The 23,465-nt window shown below is 71.2% G+C and carries 20 protein-coding genes; 8 read left to right on the top strand and 12 right to left on the bottom strand.

All coding sequences use genetic code 11. The features are described 5' to 3' along the window. The first annotated feature begins 18 nt into the window (after nt 1-18). The 3 genes from ACQPZW_RS30145 to ACQPZW_RS30135 all read left to right on the top strand — a co-directional run bounded on the left by ACQPZW_RS30145 (nt 19) and on the right by ACQPZW_RS30135 (nt 4,625). Complete coding sequence (locus ACQPZW_RS30145) at nt 19-846, top strand: DUF1206 domain-containing protein (protein ID WP_433789418.1); 828 nt, start codon at nt 19-21, stop codon at nt 844-846. 656 nt (nt 847-1,502) lie between these two features. Continuing rightward, nucleotides 1,503-1,811 (top strand): hypothetical protein, encoded by a 309-nt coding sequence (locus ACQPZW_RS30140; RefSeq protein WP_433789417.1) that lies wholly within the window; start codon nt 1,503-1,505, stop codon nt 1,809-1,811. Between the two features lie 18 nt (nt 1,812-1,829). Continuing rightward, nucleotides 1,830-4,625 (top strand): BTAD domain-containing putative transcriptional regulator, encoded by a 2,796-nt coding sequence (locus tag ACQPZW_RS30135; protein WP_433789416.1) that lies wholly within the window; start codon nt 1,830-1,832, stop codon nt 4,623-4,625. Between the two features lie 48 nt (nt 4,626-4,673). Here ACQPZW_RS30135 and ACQPZW_RS30130 read toward each other — a convergent pair whose 3' ends face one another. After that, the gene (locus ACQPZW_RS30130) at nt 4,674-6,095 is read right to left on the bottom strand and encodes an MFS transporter (protein WP_433789415.1); all 1,422 of its coding nucleotides are present in this window, start codon (nt 6,093-6,095) and stop codon (nt 4,674-4,676) included. A 48-nt stretch (nt 6,096-6,143) separates the two neighbouring features. Between ACQPZW_RS30130 and ACQPZW_RS30125 the strand changes: the two genes are divergently transcribed. After that, nucleotides 6,144-6,704: a TetR/AcrR family transcriptional regulator gene (locus tag ACQPZW_RS30125; RefSeq protein WP_433789414.1), complete on the top strand. Its 561-nt coding sequence runs from the start codon at nt 6,144-6,146 to the stop codon at nt 6,702-6,704. A 63-nt stretch (nt 6,705-6,767) separates the two neighbouring features. Here the strand turns inward: ACQPZW_RS30125 and ACQPZW_RS30120 are convergent, their stop codons facing one another. From ACQPZW_RS30120 to ACQPZW_RS30105, 4 genes are all read right to left on the bottom strand, one after another. After that, entirely contained in the window at nt 6,768-7,874 is a 1,107-nt protein-coding gene (locus ACQPZW_RS30120; protein ID WP_433789413.1) for a substrate-binding domain-containing protein, read from the bottom strand. A 7-nt stretch (nt 7,875-7,881) separates the two neighbouring features. Beyond that, on the bottom strand, nt 7,882-9,177 hold the full coding sequence (gene mmsB, locus ACQPZW_RS30115) for a multiple monosaccharide ABC transporter permease (RefSeq protein ID WP_433789412.1): 1,296 nt from the start codon (nt 9,175-9,177) through the stop codon (nt 7,882-7,884). Continuing rightward, nucleotides 9,174-10,709: a multiple monosaccharide ABC transporter ATP-binding protein gene (gene mmsA, locus ACQPZW_RS30110; RefSeq protein WP_433789411.1), complete on the bottom strand. Its 1,536-nt coding sequence runs from the start codon at nt 10,707-10,709 to the stop codon at nt 9,174-9,176. Before mmsA ends, mmsB begins: the two co-directional genes overlap by 4 nt. Before the next feature lie 116 nt (nt 10,710-10,825). Further along, nucleotides 10,826-11,257 carry a hypothetical protein gene (locus ACQPZW_RS30105; RefSeq protein ID WP_433789410.1) on the bottom strand — a complete coding sequence of 144 codons (432 nt, stop codon included), beginning with the start codon at nt 11,255-11,257 and terminating at the stop codon, nt 10,826-10,828. A 238-nt stretch (nt 11,258-11,495) separates the two neighbouring features. On the opposite strand from ACQPZW_RS30105, the gene ACQPZW_RS30100 reads away from it, so the two are divergent. After that, complete coding sequence (locus tag ACQPZW_RS30100; protein ID WP_433789409.1) at nt 11,496-12,674, top strand: cytochrome P450; 1,179 nt, start codon at nt 11,496-11,498, stop codon at nt 12,672-12,674. A gap of 44 nt (nt 12,675-12,718) precedes the next feature. On the opposite strand, the gene ACQPZW_RS30095 is transcribed toward ACQPZW_RS30100, so the two are convergent. Further along, entirely contained in the window at nt 12,719-13,510 is a 792-nt protein-coding gene (locus tag ACQPZW_RS30095; RefSeq protein WP_433789408.1) for an alpha/beta fold hydrolase, read from the bottom strand. Between the two features lie 112 nt (nt 13,511-13,622). Between ACQPZW_RS30095 and ACQPZW_RS30090 the strand changes: the two genes are divergently transcribed. Further along, nucleotides 13,623-14,786, top strand: coding sequence for a TetR/AcrR family transcriptional regulator (locus ACQPZW_RS30090; protein ID WP_433789407.1), 1,164 nt, complete (start codon nt 13,623-13,625; stop codon nt 14,784-14,786). Between the two features lie 138 nt (nt 14,787-14,924). Here the strand turns inward: ACQPZW_RS30090 and ACQPZW_RS30085 are convergent, their stop codons facing one another. Continuing rightward, complete coding sequence (locus ACQPZW_RS30085) at nt 14,925-16,139, bottom strand: oxygenase MpaB family protein (RefSeq protein WP_433789406.1); 1,215 nt, start codon at nt 16,137-16,139, stop codon at nt 14,925-14,927. Between the two features lie 373 nt (nt 16,140-16,512). Further along, nucleotides 16,513-17,682: an MFS transporter gene (locus ACQPZW_RS30080; RefSeq protein WP_433789405.1), complete on the bottom strand. Its 1,170-nt coding sequence runs from the start codon at nt 17,680-17,682 to the stop codon at nt 16,513-16,515. Between the two features lie 84 nt (nt 17,683-17,766). Here ACQPZW_RS30080 and ACQPZW_RS30075 point away from each other — a divergent pair, with 84 nt between their 5' ends. After that, on the top strand, nt 17,767-18,324 hold the full coding sequence (locus tag ACQPZW_RS30075) for a TetR/AcrR family transcriptional regulator (protein ID WP_433789404.1): 558 nt from the start codon (nt 17,767-17,769) through the stop codon (nt 18,322-18,324). A gap of 439 nt (nt 18,325-18,763) precedes the next feature. Here ACQPZW_RS30075 and ACQPZW_RS30070 read toward each other — a convergent pair whose 3' ends face one another. Then, the gene (locus tag ACQPZW_RS30070) at nt 18,764-20,422 is read right to left on the bottom strand and encodes a polysaccharide deacetylase family protein (protein WP_433789403.1); all 1,659 of its coding nucleotides are present in this window, start codon (nt 20,420-20,422) and stop codon (nt 18,764-18,766) included. Nucleotides 20,423-20,466: 44 nt separating this feature from the next. Continuing rightward, the gene (locus ACQPZW_RS30065; protein ID WP_433789402.1) at nt 20,467-21,162 is read right to left on the bottom strand and encodes a DedA family protein; all 696 of its coding nucleotides are present in this window, start codon (nt 21,160-21,162) and stop codon (nt 20,467-20,469) included. A 109-nt stretch (nt 21,163-21,271) separates the two neighbouring features. Here ACQPZW_RS30065 and ACQPZW_RS30060 point away from each other — a divergent pair, with 109 nt between their 5' ends. Then, the gene (locus ACQPZW_RS30060; RefSeq protein WP_433789401.1) at nt 21,272-21,646 is read left to right on the top strand and encodes a hypothetical protein; all 375 of its coding nucleotides are present in this window, start codon (nt 21,272-21,274) and stop codon (nt 21,644-21,646) included. Between the two features lie 28 nt (nt 21,647-21,674). On the opposite strand, the gene ACQPZW_RS30055 is transcribed toward ACQPZW_RS30060, so the two are convergent. After that, entirely contained in the window at nt 21,675-22,637 is a 963-nt protein-coding gene (locus ACQPZW_RS30055; protein ID WP_433789400.1) for a GNAT family N-acetyltransferase, read from the bottom strand. A 183-nt stretch (nt 22,638-22,820) separates the two neighbouring features. Continuing rightward, a complete protein-coding gene (locus ACQPZW_RS30050) occupies nt 22,821-23,420 on the bottom strand; it encodes a TetR/AcrR family transcriptional regulator (RefSeq protein WP_433789399.1) in 600 nt (199 codons plus the stop codon). Nucleotides 23,421-23,465 lie beyond the last annotated feature (45 nt).

The raw sequence follows: 23,465 nt of genomic DNA, 5'->3' as shown, positions 1-23,465 counted from the left end.
GCTCGAAGGGAGCACCCGATGACCACAGCGGGCCACGCCACAGCCGACGCCGCGCGGGACACCACCGACAACAAGTACTTCCAACTCCTCGGCCGCGTAGGACTCGCCGCATACGGCCTCGTCCACTTCACCATCGCCTACCTCGCCGTACGGGTGGCGCTCGGCGCCAGCGGCGCCAAAGCCGACAAAGGCGGCGCGCTGGCCACCATCGCCGCCCAACCTGGCGGGCGGGCGCTGCTCTGGGCGGTCACCGTGGGACTGGCCATGCTCGTGTTGTGGCGACTCGGCGAGGCGACGGTAGGCCTGCGATGGGTGCAACCACGCCACAAACGCATCCGCAAACGGATCGAGAGCGCCCTCACCGCGGTGCTGTTCGGGCTCCTTGCCGTCAGCGCCGGGAAACTCGCCGCCGGTGCCGGCGCAGACTCCGGCAACCAGCAGAAAGCCCTCACCGCCCGCGTGCTCGCGCTCCCGATCGGGCAGCTCCTGGTCGGCGCGGTCGGGGTCGCCCTCCTCGCGGTCGCGACGTACGAGATCTACCGCGGGGTCCGCAAGAAGTTCGTCGAGGACCTCGACCTTTCCACCGCAAGCCCCACCGCCCGCAACGCGGCAATCCGGCTAGGACAGGCCGGCTACCCCGCACTCGGCATCGCGTACGGCATCATCGGCATATTGATCATCACCATGGCAGTGACCTACCGCCCGAACAAAGCGGTCGGGCTGGACGCCGCCCTCAGCACCCTTGCCGCTCAGCCCTACGGCACCGCATCGCTGCTGCTCGTCGCCGCCGGACTGGCCTGCTTCGGCCTCTACTGCCTGTTCGACGCCCGCTACCGCCGCGGCTGAAACGGCCACGCCAACCTTTCACAGCAACAACGGGACCTGCCGACGCACCGCAGCCCGCTGCGACGGCTCGACGCCGGGCCGGTGCCGAACGGGCCTGAAGCCTGCTGGGCGATGACGTGGCGATTCACAGATCAGATCGCGTTAGGCGCGGCTGCCGCTCGGCAATGCCGGGCGGGACTGCCGTGCGGCGAGGATCAGCAGCATCTCGGTTGGGCGCTGTTGCTGTAGTACATCCGGCCGCGTCGCGGGCCAAGGTGGAGGCGAGTGCGTGGCGCACGTCAATCCACTGCGACGCCCCCCAACGGCCGGCGACCGCTGCCGCGCAAACGTCCCGGTACGACAAGGCGCCGGCTCGCCTCCGCCCAGGACCGCGCCGCAGATCCGATGAGACAACGGCAGGCATCTGTCTCACTCGCCCTGTCCGCTGGCGCGTTCCAGCCGGCAGCCGCGAACCAGATCCGGTGAGACGGAAAAAGGAGCAACAGGCTGACCCGACATGCAGAGAGCCATACGCTGCGCAGCCTCGCACCCCACGCTCGCGGTGCGGGTTCCCGTAGGTCTCCGACTGCCCCGCCAGGGGCTTCCCACCAGCAAGAACGTCCGGCGTGGCGCCGCGTCTCGGTACGCGTTGGGTCCGCGTGTGGGGGAGCGCCGGGGTGGGCAAGACCACCCTGGCCCTGCATCTGGCGTCCCTGGCCGGCGCGTGTCATCCGGACGCGCATCTCTTCGTCGACCTGCACGACCACGCGACCACGCTGCTGCGGTCCGGCGACGTGGACGGCGCTCGGGAGATCTACGCTCGGGAGCTGCGGCTGGCCCGGTTGCGGCGGCAGCCGTACGCCGTTGCCCGCGCCACCGACGGCCTCGCGGACTGCCTGCCCGCCGCGGATCCGGAGGCCCTGCGGCTGCGGCGGGAGGCGCACGCGCTCTACGAGGAGCTGGGGGTCCCACCGGAGGCGTGGTGAGGACTACGCTGGCCGACCGTGCGCTATCGCATCCTCGGGCCGCTCTCCATCATGGACGGCGAGCGGCAGGTGACGGCCGGCCGGGACCGGGCCGTGCTGGCGATCCTGCTGCTGCACCCGAACCGGATCGTCGCGCTCAGCGAGCTCGCCGAGACGGTCTGGGGGCCGCGGCCGCCCGCGACCGCGCGTAACCAGCTGCAGAACTGCGTGTCCCGGCTGCGGCGGGTGCTGCCGGCCGACGCGATCCTCACCGATCCGGCCGGGTACGGCATCCAGGCCGGGCCGGACGATCTGGACAGTGTGGTCTTCCTGCGGCTCGTCGCGGCCGCGCGGGCCTCTTCCGGCGACGCGGGGGCGCGTACGGCGTACCGGAAGGCCTTGAACCTGTGGCGGGGCGCCGCCTGCGCCGGAATCGACGCACCGGCCGTCCGCCAGGCCGCCGCGAAGCTCGACGAGGAGCACACTCTCGCGGTCGAGGACTGGGTGGATCTCGAGCTGGCCGACGGGCACGCGGAGGAGCTGGTGACCGAGCTGGCGTCGCTGGTGGAGCGCTTCCCGCTGCGGGAGCGGCTGCGCGGGCGGCTGATGCTGGCACTGCACGGCGCCGGCCGCGCGGAGGACGCCCTAGCCGAGTTCCGCCGGGCCTCCGACACACTGCGTGACGAGCTCGGCATCGAGCCGGGGGAGAGCCTGCAGGCCGCACACCGGGAGGTCCTGTCCGGCACGCCTTCCGGCGCTCACCGTCCGATCCGATGCCTTCCGCGTACGGTCGTCGACTTCACCGGCAGGCAAGAGGTGATCACGCGTCTGCGCACCGGGGTCCGGGCCGGCGAGGCGACGGTCGTGGCGATCGACGGGATGGCCGGTTCCGGCAAGACCACCCTGGCTCTGCACGTGGCCACGCTGGCCGGTGACCAATACCCCGACGCGCACCTCTTCATCGACCTGCGCGGCCACAGCGAGCAGGCCCCCGTCGAGCCGTCCGCGGCCCTGCAGGTGCTGTTGCGCCAGCTCGGTCTGCCCGCCGGCGACATCCCGGCCGACCTGCCCGCCCGGGCCGCCCGCTGGCGTGCCGAGGCGGCCCGGCGCCGGCTGCTGGTGGTCCTCGACGACGCCGCGTCGACGGCGCAGACCGCCGTCCTGCTGCCCGGCACGCCCGGCAGCCTGACCGTGGTGACCAGCCGGCGGCGGCTGCCCGGCCCGCCCGGCACGCACCGCGAGTCGCTGCCCCTGCTGTCCACCGGCGAGGCGGTCGCCCTGCTGGAGCGGATCGCCGGGGACCGGGTGCGGGCCGAGCCCGCGGCGGCCGTCGCGGTGGCGCGGCGCTGCGGCGGGCTGCCGCTGGCGGTCCGCCTGGCCGGGTCACGGCTCGCCCACCGGCCCCGCTGGCGGGTGGCCGACCTGCTCGACCGGCTGACCACGGCGGCGCTGCCCGAGCTGGCGGTCGAGGACCGTACGGTGATCGGCGCCTTCGCCCTCTCCTACGCCGGCCTGACCGAGCCCGCGCAGCGGCTGTTCCGGCTGCTCGGCGCGTATCCGGGCACCACCGTCGACGCGCTCTCGGCCGCCGCCCTCACCGGACTGCCGGCGGCCGGTGGGCGTGCGCTGCTGGCCGAACTGGCCGACGCCCGGCTCGTCGACGAGCCCGAACCGGGCATTCACCGCCTGCACGAGCTGCTCCGCGAGTACGCGTCGGCGCTGCCCGGCCCGACCGGTGCCGCGATCCTCGGCGTGCTCAACTTCGAGACGCACGCGCTGATGGCGACCATGACCGAGTCGTACCGCCGGTTCGTCGAACGTGACCTGGAGGCGATGCCGCTGCTGCGCCCCGATCTCGTGGCGGCTGTCGACGACCCGGCGGCCCGGCTGGAGCGGATCCGCGGCGACCTGGTGAAGCTCACCGACGTGGCGGTCCGGGCCGGTCAGCCCCACTACGCCTGGTGGATCCCGCGGGCCGCCTGGTACGCCCTCTACTACCGCGACTGGAACGACGACGTGGCCGCGCTCAACGAACGCGGGCTGGCCGCCGCCCGCGAGCACGGCGACGACGAGGCCGTGGCGCAGATGTCCAATCTGGTGGCGTCCTCCCACTACCGGGCCGGTTCGTACGAGAAGGCGCTGCACCACCTGCGGCTCGGCATCGGGATCCGGCAGCGGCAACGGAACCTGCGGGGACTGTCGGTGCTCACCGGCAACCTGGCCGCCCTGCACATCGCCATGGAACGGTTCACCGACGCGGTCGACGCCGGACTGGAGTGCCTGCGGCTGCGCAGCCTCGCCCGGATGCGGGTCGGCCCGCCGGCCACCATGCAGCTGTCGATCGCCTACCAGCGGCTCGGCCGATGGCGGGAGGCGCTGCGGATGGACCGGCTCGGGCTGCTCGGTGCGCAGCGGCCCGGTGACGAGCATCTGCGGGCCGGCGCGCTCATCGGCATCCAGCGCAGCCGGCGGGCGCTCGGCGAGATCACCCCGCAGGCCGCCCAGCGCTATCTGGAGGTGGCGCTGCGGATGGCGCTGCGACAGGGGCTGGCCCTGTTCGAGGCGGAGACCCGGGTGGAGATCGGGAACGTCCTGACCGAGCAGCAACGGTACGGCGAGGCGCTCGACCAGCACCGGCGGGCGCTCGACGTGGCCCGGCGGGCCGGTGAGGTCAACTTCGAGGCGGACTTCCGGTACGACTATGCGACGACCCTGCTGCGCTCGGGGAACGTGCCGGCGGCCCGTGCGGAGTACGAGCGGTCGCTGACGGTGGCCCGCAAGCGGCGTCAGCCGTACGCGGTGGCCAGAGCCGCCGCGAGCCTGGCCGATTGCTGACCGACCCCGGTTGTCCGGGGGTGCATGCGGTCGGGCGGCCGCCCGGCGTCATGCCGGGACCGGCTCGCTCTCCGGCGCGACCCCGGCCGGTGCCGCCGCCCGGCGCGGGACCAGCAGCGACACCCCGAAAGCGGCCGCGCTCGCCCCCGCCAGCAGCAGGAACGCCATCGTGTAACCGGCCTCGGCGGGCAGCCCGTGCGCGCCCGGATGTGCGGTGACGATCGCGCTGACCAGGGCGGTCCCGATCGACGCGCCGATCGTGCGGATGTTGGTGTTCATGCCGCTGGCCGTGCCGGTCTGGTGCCGCGGGACGCTCTGCACGATCAGGTTGATCATCGACGAGTAGATGAGGCCGAGACCGATTCCGAACACCGCGGCCGCCAGGGACACCGTCCACTTCTGGTCGTGTGCGAGGGCCAGCGTGAGACAGGACAGGGTGCCCATCGCCGAGCCCCACAGCAGTTGCGCCTTGTTGCTCACCCACCGGGTCAGCGGGCCGCTCAGCGAGCCGAACACCGCCATCGCCACCAGCATCGGGGCCATCAGCAGGCCGGCGGTGGTCACGGACGCGCCGAAGCCGTATCCGGAGGCGGCCGGAACCTGCATGAGCTGCGGCAGGAACGCGAACACGCCGAACATCGCGGCGCCGAACAGCATGGCGGCCAGGTTGGTGGTCCAGACCGCGGGCAGGCGCATCATCCGCATGTCGATCAGGGGCTCGGCGGTGCGCAACTCGGCCGTCATCCATCCGGCCAGCAGGGCGACGGCCAGGGCGAACGACGCGAGGGTACGCCCGGAGCCCCATCCCCAGGCGGCGCCCTTGCTCAGTGGCAGCAGCAGCGCGACGAGCCAGCCGGCCAGCAGGAGCGCCGACAGGATGTTGATCCGTCCCGGGCTGCGCACCGGTGAGGCGGGGACGACCCGCCAGGCCACCGCGCCGACCACGGTCACGACGGCCATCGGGATCCAGAAGAGCCACCGCCAGTCGAGGAGCCCGACGATGGGCCCGGCCAGCACGATGCCGACACCACTGCCGGTGGCGATGACGGCGGCCAGGGTGCCGATCGCAGACGCCACCCGCTCGGGCGGGAACTCGTCGCGGATGATCCCGAACGACACGGGGAACACGGCGGCGCCCAGCCCTTGGAGCACCCGGGCGGCGATCAGCACGCCGATGCTCGGGGCGAGCGCGGCGACCAGGCAGCCGAGGGCGATGGCGCCGAGCGCGACGAGCAGGGTGCGGTCCTTGCCGATGATGTCGGCGACCCGGCCCATCAGTGGGGTGGCCACCGAGGCGGCGAGCAGCCAGGCGGTGAGCACCCAGGTCACCGTGCCGGTGGAGGTGTGCAGGTCCTGCTGGATGGTCGGCAGCACCGGGGTCAGCAGGCTCTGCATGAGCGCGAACGCGGCAGCGGCCGCGGCCAGAACCGCGAAGGTCGTCCGTGGCGTGGCCTGATAAAGTCGAGGCATGCCTCCACATTACCGGAGGCATGCCTCCGATTCGCAAGGGGTTTTCGGATGACCGAGACGCCGATCACCGTGCGCCGGCCTCAGCGAGCCGACGCCCGGCGCAACTTCGACGCGCTGCTGGTCGCCGCTCGCGCCGCGTTCGCCGCCAACGGCGCCGACACCTCCCTGGAGGAGATCGCGAAGTCGGCCGGCGTGGGCGTCGGCACGCTCTACCGCAACTTCCCGACCCGGCAGGACCTGATCGAGGCCGTCTACGTCGAGGAGGTCACGCAGCTGCGCGTGGCCGCCGACGCGGTCGCCGGCCGGCCCCCGTGGCCGGCGCTGCGGGCGTGGCTCGAGCGTTTCGTGGACTACGTGGCGACCAAACGCGCCATCATCGACCTGCTCAACCGCGACTCGGAGATGTTCAGCTCGTGCCGGGCCGTGATGTATGCGGCCGGCGAGCCCCTGTTCGCGCGCGCCCTGCAGGCCGGCGAGGTCCGCGCCGACGCCGACTTCGACGACGTGCTGCGCCTGGTCTCCGGCCTGAGCTCGGCCACGTTCGTCGACGACGAGCAGCGCCGCCGGGTCCTCGACATCGCTCTGGACGGGCTGCGCCCCCGTCCCTGACGGATGATCGAACGGCGACGGCCCGGCCTCCATGTGTGGAGACCGGGCCGCTGCGGTGACGGTTTACTTGGTGAGCGGAGCCAGCTTCGGGTCGTCGGCGTAGGCCTCGGCGGCGTTGGCCTTGGTGACGATGACCGGCGCCAGCAGGTACGCGGGCACGACCTTGACCCCGTTGTTGTACGACTTGGTGTCGTTCACCTGCGGCGTGGCACCCGTCTGCAGGGTCTTGACCATGGTGATGGTCTCGGCGACCAGCTTGCGGGTGTCCTTGTTGATCGTGGAGTACTGCTCACCGGCGACGATCGACTTGACCGACTCGGCCTCGGAGTCCTGACCGGTGACGACCGGGATCGGCTTGCCGGCACCCTTCACCGAGGTGATGATCGCGCGGGCGAGGGTGTCGTTGGGCGACAGCACGCCGTCCAGGGTCTTGCTGGTGTAGGTGGAGGTGAGCAGCGAGTCCATCCGGCTCTGCGCGTTCTCCGCCTTCCAGCCCTGGGTGGCGGTCTGCTTCACGTCGGTCTGGCCGGAGCCGACGATCACGTCCCCCTTCTCGATCGCCGGCTTGAGGACCTCCATGGCGCCGTTGAAGAAGACCCCCGAGTTGTTGTCGTCCGGCGAGCCGGAGAACAGCTCGATCGTCCACGGGCCGGTCGCCTTCTTGGCCTTCATGCCGTCGAGCAGCGCCTGACCCTGCAGCTGACCGACCTTGAAGTTGTCGAACGCGATGTAGTAGTCGACGTTGGGGGTGTTGGTGATCAGCCGGTCGTAGGCGATGACCACGGCACCGGACTGCTTCGCCTGCTCGACCTGGGTGGACAGCTGGGCCGCGTCGGTCGCGCCGATCACGATGACCTTCGCGCCCTTGGTCACCATGGCGGTGATCTGGGCCTGCTGGTCGGCGACGGTGGTGGAGGCACCGGCGTACTGGACGTCGGACTGGTAGCCGGCCGCCTTGAGCCCGTCGGTGAACAGGCCGCCGGCGAGCACCCAGTTCTCCGACGTCTTCGACGGCAGGGCCACGCCGATCAGCGCGTCCTTCGCGAATCCGGCGGCCGGTGCCGAGGAGCCGCCGGCCGGGGTGGAGCCTTCCCGGTCGTTGTTGCAACCGCTCGCCACCAGGGCCGCGGCAAGACCGACTGCAAAGATCTTGGCCAAAGATGTACGCATCGACAGGTCACTTTCTCGAGAGGGAACCGGTGGTGCTGGGCGCCGGGACAGCGGCGGGTGCGGGCGGATCCTCGCGACGGAACGGGCGCGTGAGCGACCCGATGATCGAGAAGCGGCCCTGTTTCTTGTTGTAGACGTCGAGGGCGACCGCGCCCAGCAGGAACAGTCCCTTGATGATCTGGACCATGTCGGAGCCGGTGCCGATGAGCTGGAGCCCGTTGTTGAGGACGGCCATGACCAGACCGCCGACGATGGAGCCGCTGACCGTGCCGAGGCCGCCGGAGACCGCGGCGCCGCCGATGAAGACGGCCGCGATGGCGTCGAGCTCCCAGCTCAGCCCGTCCTGCGGGCCGGAGGCAGCGGACCGCGCCACGAAGATCATCCCGGCGAGCGCGGCGAGCACGCCCATGTTGGTCATGACCATGAAGTTGACCCGACGCAGCTGCACACCGGAGAGCTCGGCGGCGCGGGCGTTGCCGCCGACGGCGTAGATGTGCCGGCCGCCCGCGGTGTTGCGGGTGTAGAAGGAGTAGGCGATGACCAGGACGGCGAGGATGATGCCGGAGATCGGGAAGCTGGTGCCGACCCGTCCGCCGGCGAACCTCAGGGTGGCGAAGACGATGACACCGAGCAGGATCACCAGCCGGAGCACCGAGATCCACAGCGGAGCCGGCTCGGCGCCCTCCATCTGCCGGCGCACCTGCCGCGAGCGCCACTCCCGCCAGGCGACCGCGGCACAGAGCAGCAGGCCGAGCAGCAGGGTCAGGTTGTTGTAGCCGGTGGCCGGGCCGACCTCGGGCAGATATCCGGCGCCGATGGTCCGGAATCCCTCCGGCACCGGAACCGTGTCGGCGTTGCCGATGTACTGGTTGCCGCCGCGGAACAGCAGCATCCCGGCGAGCGTGACGATGAACGCCGGCACGCCGATGTAGGCGACCCAGAAGCCCTGCCACGCGCCGATCAGGGCGCCGACGGCGAGGCCGAGGACGATGCCGGCCGGCCACGGCACGTCGTGCTCGTGGATGGCCTTGGCCACCACGATGCCCACGAACGCGGCGACCGAGCCGACGGACAGGTCGATGTGCCCGGCGACGATCACCATGAGCATGCCGATGGACAGGATCGAGATGTACGCGTACTGCTGGGTCAGCGCGATCAGGTTGCCCGAGGTGAGGGTCAGCCCGTTCGTGGCGATCTGGAAATACACGATGATCGCGACCAGCGTGAAGATCATCCCGAATTGACGGGCGTTGGAGGTCGTACCCCCGAAGAGGTTCTTCTGTAGGTCTCGTATGCGGCTCATGCGTTGCTCCGGGTCGAGGTCATCCGCTTCATCAGGAGTTCCGGGTCGGCGTCGCGCCGGGCGACCTCACCGGTGATCGTGCCCTCGGCGACCGTGTAGATCCGGTCGCAGAGGCCGATCAGCTCGGGCAGTTCACTGGAGATCAGCACGACCCCTTTGCCCTCGTCGGCGAGCCGCTGGATGATCCCGTAGATCTCGTACTTCGCACCGACGTCGATGCCACGGGTCGGCTCGTCGAGGATCAGCAGGTCCGGGTCGGTGAACATCCACTTCGCGAGGACGACCTTCTGCTGGTTGCCGCCGGAGAGCCGGGTGACCGGCTCGTCCACGGTCGGCGTCTTGATCCGCAGGCTCTTCCGGTAGCTCTCCGCCTCGTGGTACTGGGTGGCCTCGTCCAGCACGCCGCGGCGGGTGATCTTCGACAGCTTGGCGGCGACGACCGAGGTCTTGATGTCGTCGAGCAGGTTCAGGCCGATCGCCTTACGGTCCTCACTCACGTAGGCGAGACCGTTTCTGATCGCCTCAGCGACCGACCTGATCTCCACCTCGCGACCGTCTTTGAAGATCTTTCCCCCGAGGTGTACGCCGTACGACCGCCCGAAGACACTCATCGCCAGCTCGGTCCGCCCCGCGCCCATCAGCCCGGCGAACCCGACGATCTCCCCACGGCGGACCGTGAAGCTCGAGTTCTTGCAGACCAGCCGCTCGGCCGAGATCGGGTGCCGCACCGTCCAGTCGCGAACCTCGAAGAACACCTCGCCGATCTTCGGCTCGTGCTCGGGGAACCGGCTCTGCAGGTCACGGCCGACCATGCCGCGGACGATCCGGTCCTCGTCGACGTCCCCACCGGACACCGTGATCGTCTCGATGGTCCGCCCGTCACGCAGGATGGTGATCGCGTCGGCGACCGCCTCCACCTCGTTGAGCTTGTGCGAGATCATGATCGAGGTGATGCCCCGCTCCTTGAACCCGCGCAGCAGGTCGAGCAGGTGCTGGGAGTCGTTCTCGTTGAGCGCGGCCGTCGGCTCGTCCAGGATCAGCAGCTTGACGTCCTTGGCGAACGCCTTGGCGATCTCGACGAGCTGCTGCTTGCCGACGCCGATGTCCTTGATCAGGGTGTCCGGGTCCTCGGAGAGCCCGACCAGGCGCATCAGCTCGAGCGCCCTGTGGTTGGCGGCCTTCCAGTCGATGCGGCCCCACCGGCGCGGCTCGTTGCCGAGGAAGATGTTCTCGGTGATCGACATGCCCGGGATCAGCGCGAGTTCCTGGTGGATGATCACGATCCCGGCGTGCTCGCTGGCCCGGATGTCACCGAACCGGCACTCCTGTCCCTGATAGACGATCTCGCCCGAGTAGGAGCCGTACGGGTGGACGCCGCTGAGGACCTTCATCAGCGTCGATTTGCCCGCCCCGTTCTCCCCGCAGATGGCGTGGATCTCGCCGGAGTTGACCACCAGGCTCACATCGGACAGTGCCTTGACCCCGGGAAACTCCTTGGAGATCGATCGCATCTCCAGCAGTGCGTTACCCACGTGAACCCCCGGTACAGCCGAAAGATCAACTTCCGCGAAGCTGACGTTTCCGCACTGTAAACTTGATCAACAGTTTGCGCTATCCAAGCAAGGCCTTTCCTGGTTCCGGAACCGTCTCAGTCGGCGTTCGTCGCCCAGTGCCGCTGAATCAACCGGTCGGCCTGCACGCACGCGCCGATCATCAGCCCCAGCGCGATCGGACCGAGGAACATGACGACCAGGCCCTCGCCGATGTTCGCCCCGATGCCGCCGGCCGTCATCACCCGCCACGAGAACCCGACGATGACGGCCAGGGCCATCAGCTGCGCCAGCACGGACCACCAGGCCCGGCGGATCCGGCCGGCGACCGACTCCCGCACGAGCACGCCGAGCGACACCAGCACCAGCGCACAGGCGCCGATCCCGAGGACCAGGTCACCGGTCGGGCCGAGGGTGACCGGCGGGATCCCGTAGTCGAGTCGTTCACCCTGCGCGGCCAGCGCGAGTGCCTCCGCATTGGTCTGGTCGCCCACCAGGAACGAGGTCGCCACCGGAGTGGCCAGAACCATGACGATTCCGGCAATGAGCGCCAAATACATCGAGGGCACGTCGCAATCGGTCGAAGCCGCCAGGGCCCAGCAATGATCGCCGATGTCCGGGCGGCCTGTCCACGGGCCTCAGAGCTGCAGAGAATCCTCCCCCTGGCCGAACGCGCGAGCGGCGCCCCACGCCCACCTTCGCCGGCCGGGCTCGGGCGGGCCCGGAGATCCGACAGCGCGCGGCGCGGCGGCGGGTGAGGATGGCGGGATGCTGGACACTGCGCGCCGCCACGAGCTCCGGGTTCTCGCCGCCGCCAAACCGAGTCTGCCCGTGCTGCTGACCGCCGGGCGGCTGGCCGGGAAGCTGAGCCGGGTGCCCCGGATCGGCTGGGTCACCTCCGACCCGCTGGTGGCACGGCGCGTCCTCAACGACCCCGTCCACTTCACGCTGCTCGGCGAGGGCGGGGTCGGGCACCTGTGGGCGCAGGTCCTCGGTGACTGGGTGAACGAGATCTTCGACGGGCCGGGGCACCACCAGCTGCGGAAACGGACCCGGGACCTGTTCACCGACGACAACGCCCGGCAGCTCACCGACCGTGTGATCGGGGCGCGGCTCGCGCAGGCCGGGGCCGAGCTGGCCGCCGGGCGGGCCGTCGACGTCGCCGACCTGGGGCGCGTGCTCGTCGGCCGGATCGTCGCGGACCTGCTGCAACTGCGGACGGCCGATCGCGACGACGCGTACCGGGAGATCTTCGCCGTCGGGGAGGAACTGGCCGCCCTCGCGCTCGGCACCACCACCTCCACCCACCTCGCGCCGGAGACGGTGGCGCGGGCCAAGGCCATCGTCGCCCGGCTCACCGTGAACGTGGCCGAGGCGTGGCGGACCGCGGCGCCCGAGACGGTGCTCGGCCGATGCCGGGACCTCGGACTCGACCAGCGACAGGCGGAAGGTCTGTCGACGCTGCTCATGGTCGCGGGCACCGAGACCGCGGCGAGCGCGATGGCCCGTACCGTCGCGATCCTGCATGACACCGGTGCCCAGCATCGGCTCCGCGCCGAACCGGAAAGGCTGCCCGACGCGGTCCGTGAGGGTCTGCGGGTCACCTCGCCGGCGCCGGTGATCGGCCGGGCGGTCGCCGCGGACGTCGACGTGGAGGGGCGCCGGCTGCGGGCCGGGGAGCGGGTGCTGATGCTGACCTGGACCGCCAACAACGCGGCCGGCGGCTTCGACCTGGACCGCGGCTACCAGCCGGACCAGCGCCAACTGTGGTTCGGCGCCGGACGGCACCTGTGCCTGGGCGCGCCGGTCGCCCGCGCCGAGATCACCGGGCTGCTGGAGACGCTGCTCGCGCCCGGCCGGGCCTGGCGCATCCACCAGCGCGGCTATCGCCGCAACGTGCTCATCCCCTCCTACGCCCACCTGCCGGTCCGTCTCGCCCGACACTGACCTTCCTCCGTCTCGTCGGCCCCGTCGCCGGGCGCCGGACGGGCTCAGCCGGCGATGAACGTCGTCAGGATGCGGATCCAGGCGTCGTGCTGCTCCAGGTGCGCGTCGTGCCCGGCGTCCGGGATGACGGCCTGGGCGACGCCGGGCCGTGATGCCAGCATGCGTTGCGCCTCCGGTTCGGGCACGGTCCCGTTCGCGCCGCGCACCAGCAGGGTGGGTGCCTCGACCCGTTGCCACTCCGCCCATCGCGCGGTGTCGGTGACCGCCGCGATCGCCGCCCGCATCACGTCCGGATCGAACCGGGGACGCAGCCCGTCCGCACATTCCTCCAGATCGTCGATCCATGCCCGCGCGATCGGCGACGACCCGAGGAACCCGGCCGCGGCCGGGGCATCGGCGAACGGCACCGGCCATGACGCGAACCAGTCACCGATCTTCGCCGGGTGGTCACTGTCACCGCCGCCGACGCCGGCTTCCAGCAGCACCAGCCGCCGCACGATCCGTGGATGCCACGCCGCGGTCAGCATCGCGGTGTGCCCGCCCATCGACTGGCCCACCAGCGTCACCGGCCGCCCGTCGGCGAGCTGATCGACGACCGCGCGGACGTCGTCGGCGTACGCCCGTCGGGACAGATCGCCCGGGCGGCGGGTGGAATGCCCGTGCCCGCGCTGGTCCACCGCGATCACCCGGCGTCCGGGCAGCAGGGCCGTGGCCGTGGGACGCATCTCCTCGGCACTGCCGGCCAGCCCGTGCAGCAGGACCACGACGTCGTCCCCGTGACCACCGTCGAGACAGGACACCACGGCGTCCGGACGCACGACTTCGACTCTTCTCACCGGCGCATTCAACCGGACACGGCCGTCCGCGGCGGTCATGGGGGCGTCGTGCGCGCTGTGGTTGACTAGCGTTTATGCTGTCGCGCGTGCCCTCGTCCGCCCGGGTGACCCGGTGACCGCTGGGCCCACCTCGGCCACCCGGCCGCACAACCGCAAGCAGTTGATCGTGGAGGCGGCCGGCCAGGTCTTCAGCGAGCGCGGCTACCACGCGGCCTCGATGGAGGAGATCGCCGCCGGGGTGGGGATCAGCGCGGCTGCGCTCTACCGCCACTTCCCGAACAAGTATGCCCTGTTCGCCGAGTGTGCCGACGTCATGGTCGACCGGCTCGTGGCGGTCCTCGACGAGTCACCGGCCGAGGCGTCGCTGGCGGACGTGCTGGCCGCGCTGGCCCGGGTGACGGTCGCGCACCGGGCGTCCGGCGGGCTGTACCGCTGGGAGGCCCGCTACCTGGAACGCGACGACCGTCGGCTGTTGCGGGCCAAGTTCCGGCAGGTGGTGGGGCGCGTCACCGAGCTGGTGGCCGGTGAGTTCCCGCTCCCCGACGCGGGCCTGCGGGCGGTGGCCGCGCTCGGGGCGATCGGGTCGGTCACCATGCACCACACGTCGATCGCGCAGCGCCGGGTGGAGGAGATGCTGGTGGCGTCGGCGCTGCGGGTGGCCGCGACCGACCCGGCCGCGGCCGCGGGCAGTGCCGGGCTCGTCGAGCTGCCCACCCCGCCGGTGCCGCGGACCCGGCGTGCCGAGATCCTGGCCGCCGCGATCCCGCTGTTCGCCCGGGACGGCTTCGCCAACGTCACGAACGGGCAGATCGCCCAGGCGGTCGGGCTGGCCCCGTCGGCGATCTACCGGCACTATCCCGGCAAGGTCGACATCCTGGTGGCAGCGTGTTTGCAGGCGGCCGGGCTGCTGGCCCAGGCCGTCGACCGGAGCCTGCACCAGGCGGCCGACCCGGGCGAGGCGGTGGTGGCGCTGACCGCGGCGTACGTCGCCTACAGCTTCGAGCACAACGCTCTGACCAGCGTCGCCGAGGCGGAGATCGTCGGCCTGCCCCCGAGCCTGCAACGGCCGTTGATCCTCGCCCAGCGTGAGCACATCGCCGTCTGGGAGCAGCAGTTGCGGCTGGCCCGCCCGGATCTGGACCGCCGCCGGGCCCGGTTGCTGGCACATGCCGGGTTCGGCGTGGTGGTCGAGGCCGGGCGGGCCCTGCGCTGGCGCGACACCCCTACCCACCGGGACGCCGTGACCGCCCTGGTCATCGGTGCCCTGCTCGGATAGCCCGCGAGGCATCCCGGAGCGCCGCGGACGCTTCTGAGTGCCGCGGATCTATCGGAGCGCCACGGACCTCTCGGAGTGCCGCGGACCTCTCGGAGCGTCGCGGACATGCCGGAGTGCCGCGAACCTCTCGGAGCGCGATCAGGTTCCGGCGCGGTTGCCGGTCGGGATCGTGATCGGGGTGTACGTCGCGGACGTGCCGTTGTTGAGGAACAGCATCGCGAGTCCGCGGATGAACCGGTCGAACAGCGAGAACGTGGTCGGAATGATCGGTGACAGGCCCTCACGGAACGCCACGTACGCCGGCCAGCCGACCTCGATGACCGTGCGGGACGCGTAGTCGCGGGGCAGCTTCAGCCAGTCACCGACCTTGTCGCCGAGCAGGTACCGGGCGAACTCGCGCTGGAACCCGCGGGTGACGCCCAGATCGACCGCGGACGTCAGGTTGAGCAGAATGTCGGCGAGGTCGATGCCCTCGGGTGTCGGCGCCATCAGTGGTGTCAGCGCATACGCCGACTGGGCCTTCGCGGCCGCCCACGTCGCCGGGATGAAGTCGTCGCGCACGCCCAGCAGGTGCAGCGCCACCTGCCACATGTGCAGGAACGCCTCCTCCTCGGCGGCCGACATGCGGATGCCCCAGGACTTCAGCTTTCCGTAGACGAACGTGCCGAGACTGTGGAACGTGATCAGGATGTCGCCATTGCTGATCGGGATGAAGTCCTGATCGTCGGTGACCGCCCGCCAGCGCGTCGACTGCGGCAGGAGGTGCCGGACCGCGGCGTGGGTCAGGCGCGTCTTGTTCGACGTCACGACGAAGTGGCCGGTCGGCTTGAACGCGTCGATGGCGCTTAGATCGTACCCATATGTGAAGGTTTTGGCGGCCCTTGATTTCATCACCGCGCCGCCCTCGGACCAGTAGACGTTGCGAGCCTCGCGGGGGATGACCGTGCTCATGATGCCGCTGCCGAGGCCGTAGAGCAGGAAGAGATACATGCTCATGCGCTTGTTGAACTGGGCGGCCCGGTCGAGTTTCGCCTGGTCGGCCCAGGACGGCAGTCGATTGTGGGTCTGCAGCCAGGTGGTCAGCGCGGCCGGGACGCCACTGGGCAGCGCGTCGCCGTTGTCGACCCACGTCTCGAACGCGGTGTTGACCGCCGGGATCTGCCCGTTCTGCAGGAGGGAGGCGAGCAGCGGGTCGGTCGCGTCGTCCCAGACGCTCCACGGGTCGGTGACCGTGTCGGTCCCGGCGATCGAGCCCGCCGAGGACCAGGCCCACGCCTGGGACGGGGCCGCCGCTCCGGCGAGTCCGAGTGCGGCCCCCAGAGTCAGAACGCCTCTTCTGCTGAGATTTTGCATTCGCTTACCCACTTCCCGGACGGCGGTGCGTGCTGGGCGAAGAGCATGTTTCAAAGTTCTTCGATATGTGATTTCCCATTAACATAGCGACCCCGGCGTCCATCGGCAAGGCTGGATGTCGGGGTCGCTTCCGCGGTCGTTGGCTCGCGGTGGCGCGGGCCGGTCGTGGGCTGTGGGCCGCGGTCGTTCGCCGCGTCGGCTCGCAGTGGCGCAGGCCGTTCGTCGTGGTGGGCTGCGGTGGGTCGCGGTGGCGCGTCGCGGTGGGCTGTGGGCCGCGGTCGTTCGTCGCGGCGGGCTGCGGTCGGTCGCGGTGGCGCGTCGGCTGTGGGGTCGCGGTGGCGCGTCGGCTGTGGGGTCGCGGTCTCGGTCCAGGTCAGCGCGACAGGGCGGGGGCGGCCGAGCGGCGCAGGGTCGTCGCGGCGACGGCGGCGATCGTGAGCAGGGCCAGGACGGTGATCATGGCGGCGCGCAGGCCGTGGTGCTCGCCGAGGAAGCCCAGTGCCGGCGGGCCGACCAGGAACGCCACATACCCCGCCGTGGCGACCAGCGAGACCCGGGCCGTCGGGTTGTCGCCCGAGTCGCCGGCGGCCGACAGCGCGACCGGGAAGCCGAGCGCCGAGCCGAGGCCCCAGAGCAGCACCGCGGCGCCGGCGACGATCTGGTTGTCGACGAAGACGACCAGGGCCACGCCGATCCCGCCGATCACGGCGCTGACGGCCAGGACCGTGGCCCGGCCGTACCGGTCGAGGACCCGGTTGCCGGCGAACCGGCCGATCGTCATGGCGGCGGCGAAGCCGACATACACGGCCGAGCCCAGCGCCGGGTCGACCCCGTGGCCGTCCACCATGATCAGTGGCAGCCAGTCGTTCGCGGCGCCCTCGGCCAGCGCCATGGCCAGCACGACCGTGCCGATCAGCAGCAGAACGGGGTCGCGCCAGACCGGCCCGCCCGCGGACTCGGCGCGTGCCTGCCGCGCGACACCGGACGGCAGGCGGCTCGCGCTGATCAACGCCACCGGGACGCTGACCAGGCCGACGGCGAGCAGGTGCCACACCACAGGGAACGCGACCGCCGTGAGGATCATGCCGATGAGCGCCCCGGCGACCGTGCCGAGGCTGAAGAAGCCGTGCATGGTCGGCAGCACCGGGCGGCCGAGGAGACGCTCGACGTCGGCGCCCTCGATGTTCATGGCGACCTCGCCACCGCCCATGCCGATGCCGAACAGGAACAGCCCGGCCGCGACGAGCAGGCTCTGGTGCGAGGCGGCACCCAGGCCGATGACCGGGATGCTCACGGTGGTGGCGACGATCCCGACGGTCGCCACCGGGCGGGTGCCGAAGCGGGTGACCAGTGCGCCCGAGCCGAGAATGCCGATCATCGAGCCGACCGAGATCCCGAAAAGGATCAGGCCCATCTCGGCGGTCGAGGCGGCGAGCAGGTCGCGGATGTCCGGGGTGCGGGTCACCCACGACGAGATGCCGAGACCCGGCAGGAAGAAGAGGGCGAACAGAGCGGTCCGGCGGCGGGCCGTGGTGTGGTCCATGATTAACCCTTCTGAGTGTGTACGAACGTACACACATCCGTGGGCTCCCTAGAATGGGCCGAACCGTCGGGCGAGGAGAATCACATGGGCGGACCGCGAAGGGTCGCCAACGATCCACTCCGCAAGCAGCGCATTCTTGACGCGACCCTGACCGTCATCGCCCAGCACGGGGTGCACGGCACCACCCACCGCCGGATCGCCGGTGAGGCCGGGGTGCCGCTCGGGTCGCTCACCTACCACTTCGGCTCCCTCGGCGACATCATCGAGCAGGCGTTCGCGCGGATGGCCGAGTCGATGTCCGAGCGCTACCACGCCGCCCTGACCGCCGCTGCCGACCAGCCGGCCGCCTGCACAGCGGTCACCGACCTGATCTGCGGCGACGAGTACGCGACACCCCGTGAGCTGGTCCTGCTCCACGAGATGTACGCCTACGCCAACCACAACCACACCGTCGCCGAATCCCTCCGGCAGTGGCTGCGCCGCAGCCGGACCAGCCTGTCCCGGCACTTCTCCGAGCGGGCATGCCGGGCGATCGACGCGCTGATCGAGGGCTGGCCCATGCACCAGGCCTGGGAGTGCGAGCCGCTGGACCGCAACCTGGTCCACACCACGATCACAGCCGTCGCCGACCGCCTCCGCTGACCGCAGCCACCCGCCCGCCCCGCGCCCGTGCTGCCCGTCCCGCGCCCGTGCTGCCCGTCCCGCGCCCGTGCTGCCCGTCCCGCGCCCGTGCTGCCCGTCCCGCGCCCGTGCTGCCCGTCCCGCGCCCGTGCTGCCCGTCCCGCGCCCGTGCTGCCCGTCCCGCGCCCGTGCTGCCCGTCCCGCGCCCGTGCTGCCCGTCCCGCGCCCGTGCTGCCCGTCCCGCGCCCGTGCTGCCCGTCCCGCGCCCGTGCTGCCCGTCCCGCGCCCGTGCTGCCCGTCCCGCGCCCGTGCTGCCCGTCCCGCGCCCGCGCTGCCTGCCCGCGCTGCCCATCCGCGCCGTCTGCTCGCGTCCGCGCCGCCGCCTGCACCCGCGCTGCCCGCCCGCGTTCGTTGCGGCCTCAGCTTGCGATCCGTCGGCTCGGGGCCGTGTCGGGGTCTCCTATCGCAGCGTCTTCAGATGGGCGGTGAGGGCGCCGGACAGCAGCCGGTGGTCGCGAGCCGACGGGTGCCAGTCGCAGCCCAGCAGGTCCAGGCCCAGGGCGTCGTTGTCGTAGTGCAGCGCGGTGATCCGCCGGTCGCCGTCGGCCGTGCGCTGGGCGACCACCTGCTGAACCGAGTCGGCCAGCGCCGGGGTGTTCCACAGCGACGGATACGTCAGCACGATGCGGGTGCGGTGGCCGTACCGCTGCCGGATCTTTTGAAGGAACTCCAGGTAGGCGCCCCGGAAGTCGGCGGCGAGTGCCGCCTCGTCGGGCCACCGCTCGCCCGCGTGCACCGGCGTGGAGAAGTCGTTGATGCCGAGCCCGATGACCACGGTCTGCGGGTGCCAGCCGGCCGGCCGTGCCGTTCCGGACTCGTCGGCGGCCTGCAGGGCCCGGTCGTAGTAGGTGCGGTAGTCGACGGTGGGGTTGCCGCCGTCGTAGTTGCGCACCAGGCCCATGCCGGACCAGGCGTTGAGCTGGTAATCGGCCCCGAGCGCGCGGGAGGTGAGCGCGCCGAAGGCCTGGTCGGCGTTGGAGTTGCGGTCGATGCCGGTGGCGCTGCAGTCACGGCTCGTCGACGTGTTGCCGTAGCCGGCCGTCCACGAGTCGCCGATGAACTCGATCTGCCGGTCACGGGCGGCGGGCCTGCTCAGCAGCTCGCCGACGAATCCGCCGAACTGGCCCGGTGTCCACGGGCTCTCGGTCCGCTTGGCGAGCCGCACGGTGTGCACGCCCGCCGGCAGATCGCGGATCCAGTGGGTGGTCCGCCCCGGGGTGACCAGGGTCGCCGCAGCCCGTCCGTCGATCTGCACGTCGTAGTCGTTGACCGCGTCGTCGAGGACGATGCCGACGCTGGTGCCGCGGAACCGGCCCTCGAAGTAGACGCCGGGCCAGGTGTATCGCACGCCGGCCCCGCGGTCGTCGAGCCGGCCGACGGTGTGCACGCCGGTGAGGGCCCGGGCGTGCGGGGCGACGGCCCGGCCGGTGACCGGCGAGATCTTGCCGGCGCACAGGCCCCGCGAGCGAAGTGTGGCGGCGATCTGCGGGATGGCCGCCACCGTGTTCGGCGGCCAGTCGTGCAGCAGGACGACGTCGCCGTCGCGCAGCCGGCCGACGGCCGCGACGATCTGCTCGACCGAGGCGTTGTCCCAGTCCTTCGCGTCGACGTCGGCGTTGATCTCGGTGAGCCCGAACCGCCGCTGGACCGCCCGCAACGCGTCGTCGGTGTCCAGGTAGGGCGGGCGGAACAGGCTCGGCGTCACGCCGGTGACTCGGCGGATCGCCTCCTGGGTGCGGGAGATCTGGGCGGCCTGCTCGGCCTCCGGCAGCTGGGTCATGAACGGGTGGTCCCAGCTGTGGTTGCCGATCCACATCCCGGCCTGGACCTGGGCCCTGGCGAGTGCCGGGTCGGCCTCGACGTTCTTGCCGGTGTTGAACATGGTGGCGCGCAGCCCGGCATGCCGCAGGGCGTCGAGCAGGGCCGTGGTGTTGCCGGGGGTGGGCCCGTCGTCGAAGGTCAACCCGACATATCCGGCGCAGGCACGGCCGGCGGTGGCGGGAACCGGGGCGACGACGACCAGTGCGGTGGCGGCGATGAGGGCGGCGAGATGCTTCATCAGCTTCCCTTCTGGGAGCGCTCCCGGTTAGACCGCCGTCGATGTTATCGCAAAGATGCCGGGAGTGGTCGGCCCGCCGGAACGGGAGTCCGCCGCCGCCGCGCGGCCGTCCATCGCCTCTCCGCGAGCGCGCACACCCCGGCCAGGCTCATCCCGATCAGCAGCCCGAACGCCGTGCCGAGCAGCGGCGAATCGGAGAACGCCATGCCACCCAGCCGGCCCAGCCCGATCACGTAGACCGCCCACCCCAGGCTCGCGAGTGTGCTGTACAGCGAGAACCGGCCCACCGGCATCCGCACCGAGCCCGACATCATGCCGGTGGCCGTCCGCCCATACGGCAGGAACCGTCCCACCAGGATCGTCACCGCGCCATACCGGCGCAGGGCCCGCTCCGCCCGCTGCCGGGCGGCGGCCAGCTTGCCCTTGCTCATCCGGGTGCCCGCCTTGCGCCCGATCACACAGGACACCCGATCGCCGGCGACGCCACCGGCCACCACGACCGCCACCAGAGCCAGGAGATGCGGCGAGCCGGTCGCCGACAGGGCACCCAGGCTGATCACCACGGTCTCGGACGGAACGATCGGAAAGAAACCATCGACCGTCACGGCCACGAAGACGATCACATAGAGCCACGGTGAGCAGATCAGTGGCGTCAGGTGATCCATCATTCTGTCGTCGTCCTCCCCGTTGGGCCTGTCCTTGACCGTACGGGTCCCGGAGAAGCCACTGAATGGTGCCACCTCGCCGCCAGTGGTGGGGGTAGCACTACCCTCGATGGTGGGATACGCCCACAGCCGCCGCACAGTTCGATGCCCGGGCACCTTGATCGATTTCGCTAGCCTCGCCGGCATGACGACCCGGACAGTGCTGCGAGTCATCCGTGCGGCGGCTCTCGTGGTGATCACGGCCGGTTTCCTGTGGAGCGTGCGTTTCGCCTGGCTGTACGTCTTCAGCGACGAAGGTGCGATGCCTCCGCAATGGCGTGTCCCTCCGGTCCCGGCCGGTGCGACCGTCCTCGAGGACGGCATGCAGTGCGCCTCCGGTGGCTGCTGGTGGAGCCTGACCCTCAAGCCACCGCCCGGCCGGACGCCGGAGGAGATGAGATGGCAGATGGGCCTGGAGACCGAGGAGAGGCTGGGGCCGACCCTGACCGATCCGGGGTACGTGCTTCGCGGCGCCCACATCCGCCAGGGCAACGTGGTCGTCTACGTCAGCTACGCCTGACCGCGTCCGCGGCGACAGGTCGTGCACGTCAGGCTCGTCTCGGCGACCCAGCCGGGGCGACCAACGGGGCGTCGCGGGAGATCTCCCGAAAGCCGACGCTGTGGTACAGCCCGCGCGCCCGCGGATGACCCGGCGCGCCGAGACAGGCGACCGTGACGTGGGTGGCGCCGGCGTCGCGTACCCGCCGCATGCCGTGCAGCAGCATCGCCCGCGCCAGACCCTGACGCCGGAAGTCCGGATGGGTCCCGACCGGCTCGAACTCCGCCGTACGGTTCACCTCGTCCAGCCACATGATCGTCGACGAGGCCATCGTCCCTTCCGGCGCCTCGACGAGCAGATGCAGGTCACCGCGATATCCGGCGGTCTGGCGCACCCCCTGGAAGCCCTCCGCGGTGAACGTCGACGGCGCCCAGGCGTCCACATGCGCCCGCACCGCCGCTTCCGGGCCCGCATCGTGGGCGGTGCGGAACCGGAAACCGTCCGGCAGCACCGGCACCTCGACGTCGACGAGGTCACGTTGGTTGAGCTGCGTCCAGAAGCCGGTGTCCCCGAGTGACGACGGATCCGTCTCGTAGCCGTGTGCCGTCCACTGCTTCAGGGCGAGATCGTCGGCGGCCGTCGGCACCACGGTCCGTTCCAGGCCGGCGGCTGCCCGCCCGTACCAGTCGATGACCTCGTCGATCAGGTCGGCGTGATCGGGATGAACCTGGTAGACCAGGTTCGCGTTGGTGACGTCCTTCGACTGCCCGTCGCTGCGGAGCACCCGATGGGGGAGTTGCGCCCAGGCCCACGCGACCAGTCGCCCGCCGGCGAACCACAGACGGCGCGGCCAGGTCGCACCATGGACCGCGTGGCTCTTGCCCCAGTTCCAGGCCAGCTCACCGTACGTCGCCTCGGCATTGACCAGGTGCGGATGGGTGGCGGTGACGCGCTGGGCCAGACCCTGCATGAGTTGCACGTCCGCGGCCGTCAGAAGGTCGAGGTTCGTCATGGTGTGCGCCACTGTGTCAGAAGCCGGCCGGGTCGTCGAGTCGATATCGTGACCCGGTCAGCGGGTCTCCTCACCGTGCGCGTCTCCGCCGCCGCATCCGGCAGCGACGGGGCGGTGACGACCGGGTAGCGGTCGGACCGCTGGGGATCGTCCAGTGTGCCCGCTCCCGGGAGGTGCCGCGGCCTACCTCACCGGTCCGTTTCGGATCAGGCCGAGCTGATGGTGGAGGGCGGCGTCGACGCGGTCCAGGTCGCCGGTGGCCAGCAGGTCGAGGAGGCAGCCGCGAAGAAGGGCCAGAACGGCCGTTCGCGCAGCGGTGCCGTCCGCGGTGTCCCGCTCGTGCCGGGGTTGGCACGAGGCGAGAAGACCGAGCCAATCCGTGACGGTCGATGCCGCGAAGCCCGCCCAGGCGCCATCGGGTTCGATCAGAGACCGGGTGTACGCCTCCGCCCACAGCCGTAGCAGCGGCCGGTGCCGTGCTTCCCGCAGCCACGCCCAGATCTCCTCGGCCGCGGGCACGAGCCCCGCCGCCTCGCCCGATTCGGTGTCCGGTCCAGGCCCGGCAAGAACTGCCAGCTCGTCGACGCGCGCTCGCGCCAGGAGGGCTCTGACGAGGCCGTCCTTGCTGCCGAACAGGAAGATCAGCACCCGCGGGCTGGACCCGATCGCCGCCGCCAACGGGCGTAGCGAGAGATCGGCGAGACCGTGCTCGAGCGCATACCGATAGGCCGCCTCCAGAAGCTCGACCTGCCGCGCGGACGGGCTGGCCGGGTGATCGCTCATGGCGCTAGCCTACAGTTCACTGAAACAGTCGTTTCAGTCGACCCG

The sequence above is a fragment of the Actinoplanes sp. CA-252034 genome, assembly GCF_050956125.1.
Classification (GTDB): Bacteria; Actinomycetota; Actinomycetes; order Mycobacteriales; family Micromonosporaceae; genus Actinoplanes.
The sequence above is the reverse complement of the archived record's forward strand: the minus strand, read 5'-3'. Positions and strand labels throughout refer to the sequence as shown.

Bases quoted from the DNA above. Each gene is read 5' to 3' on its own strand.
- ACQPZW_RS30145 (WP_433789418.1), top strand. From the start codon at position 19: ATGACCACAGCGGGCCACGCCACAGCCGACGCCGCGCGGGACACCACC.
- ACQPZW_RS30130 (WP_433789415.1), bottom strand. From the start codon at position 6,095: ATGCCTCGACTTTATCAGGCCACGCCACGGACGACCTTCGCGGTTCTG.
- ACQPZW_RS30125 (WP_433789414.1), top strand. From the start codon at position 6,144: ATGACCGAGACGCCGATCACCGTGCGCCGGCCTCAGCGAGCCGACGCC.
- ACQPZW_RS30120 (WP_433789413.1), bottom strand. From the start codon at position 7,874: ATGCGTACATCTTTGGCCAAGATCTTTGCAGTCGGTCTTGCCGCGGCC.
- mmsB (WP_433789412.1), bottom strand. From the start codon at position 9,177: ATGAGCCGCATACGAGACCTACAGAAGAACCTCTTCGGGGGTACGACC.
- ACQPZW_RS30105 (WP_433789410.1), bottom strand. From the start codon at position 11,257: ATGGTTCTGGCCACTCCGGTGGCGACCTCGTTCCTGGTGGGCGACCAG.
- ACQPZW_RS30100 (WP_433789409.1), top strand. From the start codon at position 11,496: ATGCTGGACACTGCGCGCCGCCACGAGCTCCGGGTTCTCGCCGCCGCC.
- ACQPZW_RS30085 (WP_433789406.1), bottom strand. From the start codon at position 16,139: ATGCAAAATCTCAGCAGAAGAGGCGTTCTGACTCTGGGGGCCGCACTC.
- ACQPZW_RS30080 (WP_433789405.1), bottom strand. From the start codon at position 17,682: ATGGACCACACCACGGCCCGCCGCCGGACCGCTCTGTTCGCCCTCTTC.
- ACQPZW_RS30075 (WP_433789404.1), top strand. From the start codon at position 17,767: ATGGGCGGACCGCGAAGGGTCGCCAACGATCCACTCCGCAAGCAGCGC.
- ACQPZW_RS30070 (WP_433789403.1), bottom strand. From the start codon at position 20,422: ATGAAGCATCTCGCCGCCCTCATCGCCGCCACCGCACTGGTCGTCGTC.
- ACQPZW_RS30060 (WP_433789401.1), top strand. From the start codon at position 21,272: ATGACGACCCGGACAGTGCTGCGAGTCATCCGTGCGGCGGCTCTCGTG.
- ACQPZW_RS30055 (WP_433789400.1), bottom strand. From the start codon at position 22,637: ATGACGAACCTCGACCTTCTGACGGCCGCGGACGTGCAACTCATGCAG.
- ACQPZW_RS30050 (WP_433789399.1), bottom strand. From the start codon at position 23,420: ATGAGCGATCACCCGGCCAGCCCGTCCGCGCGGCAGGTCGAGCTTCTG.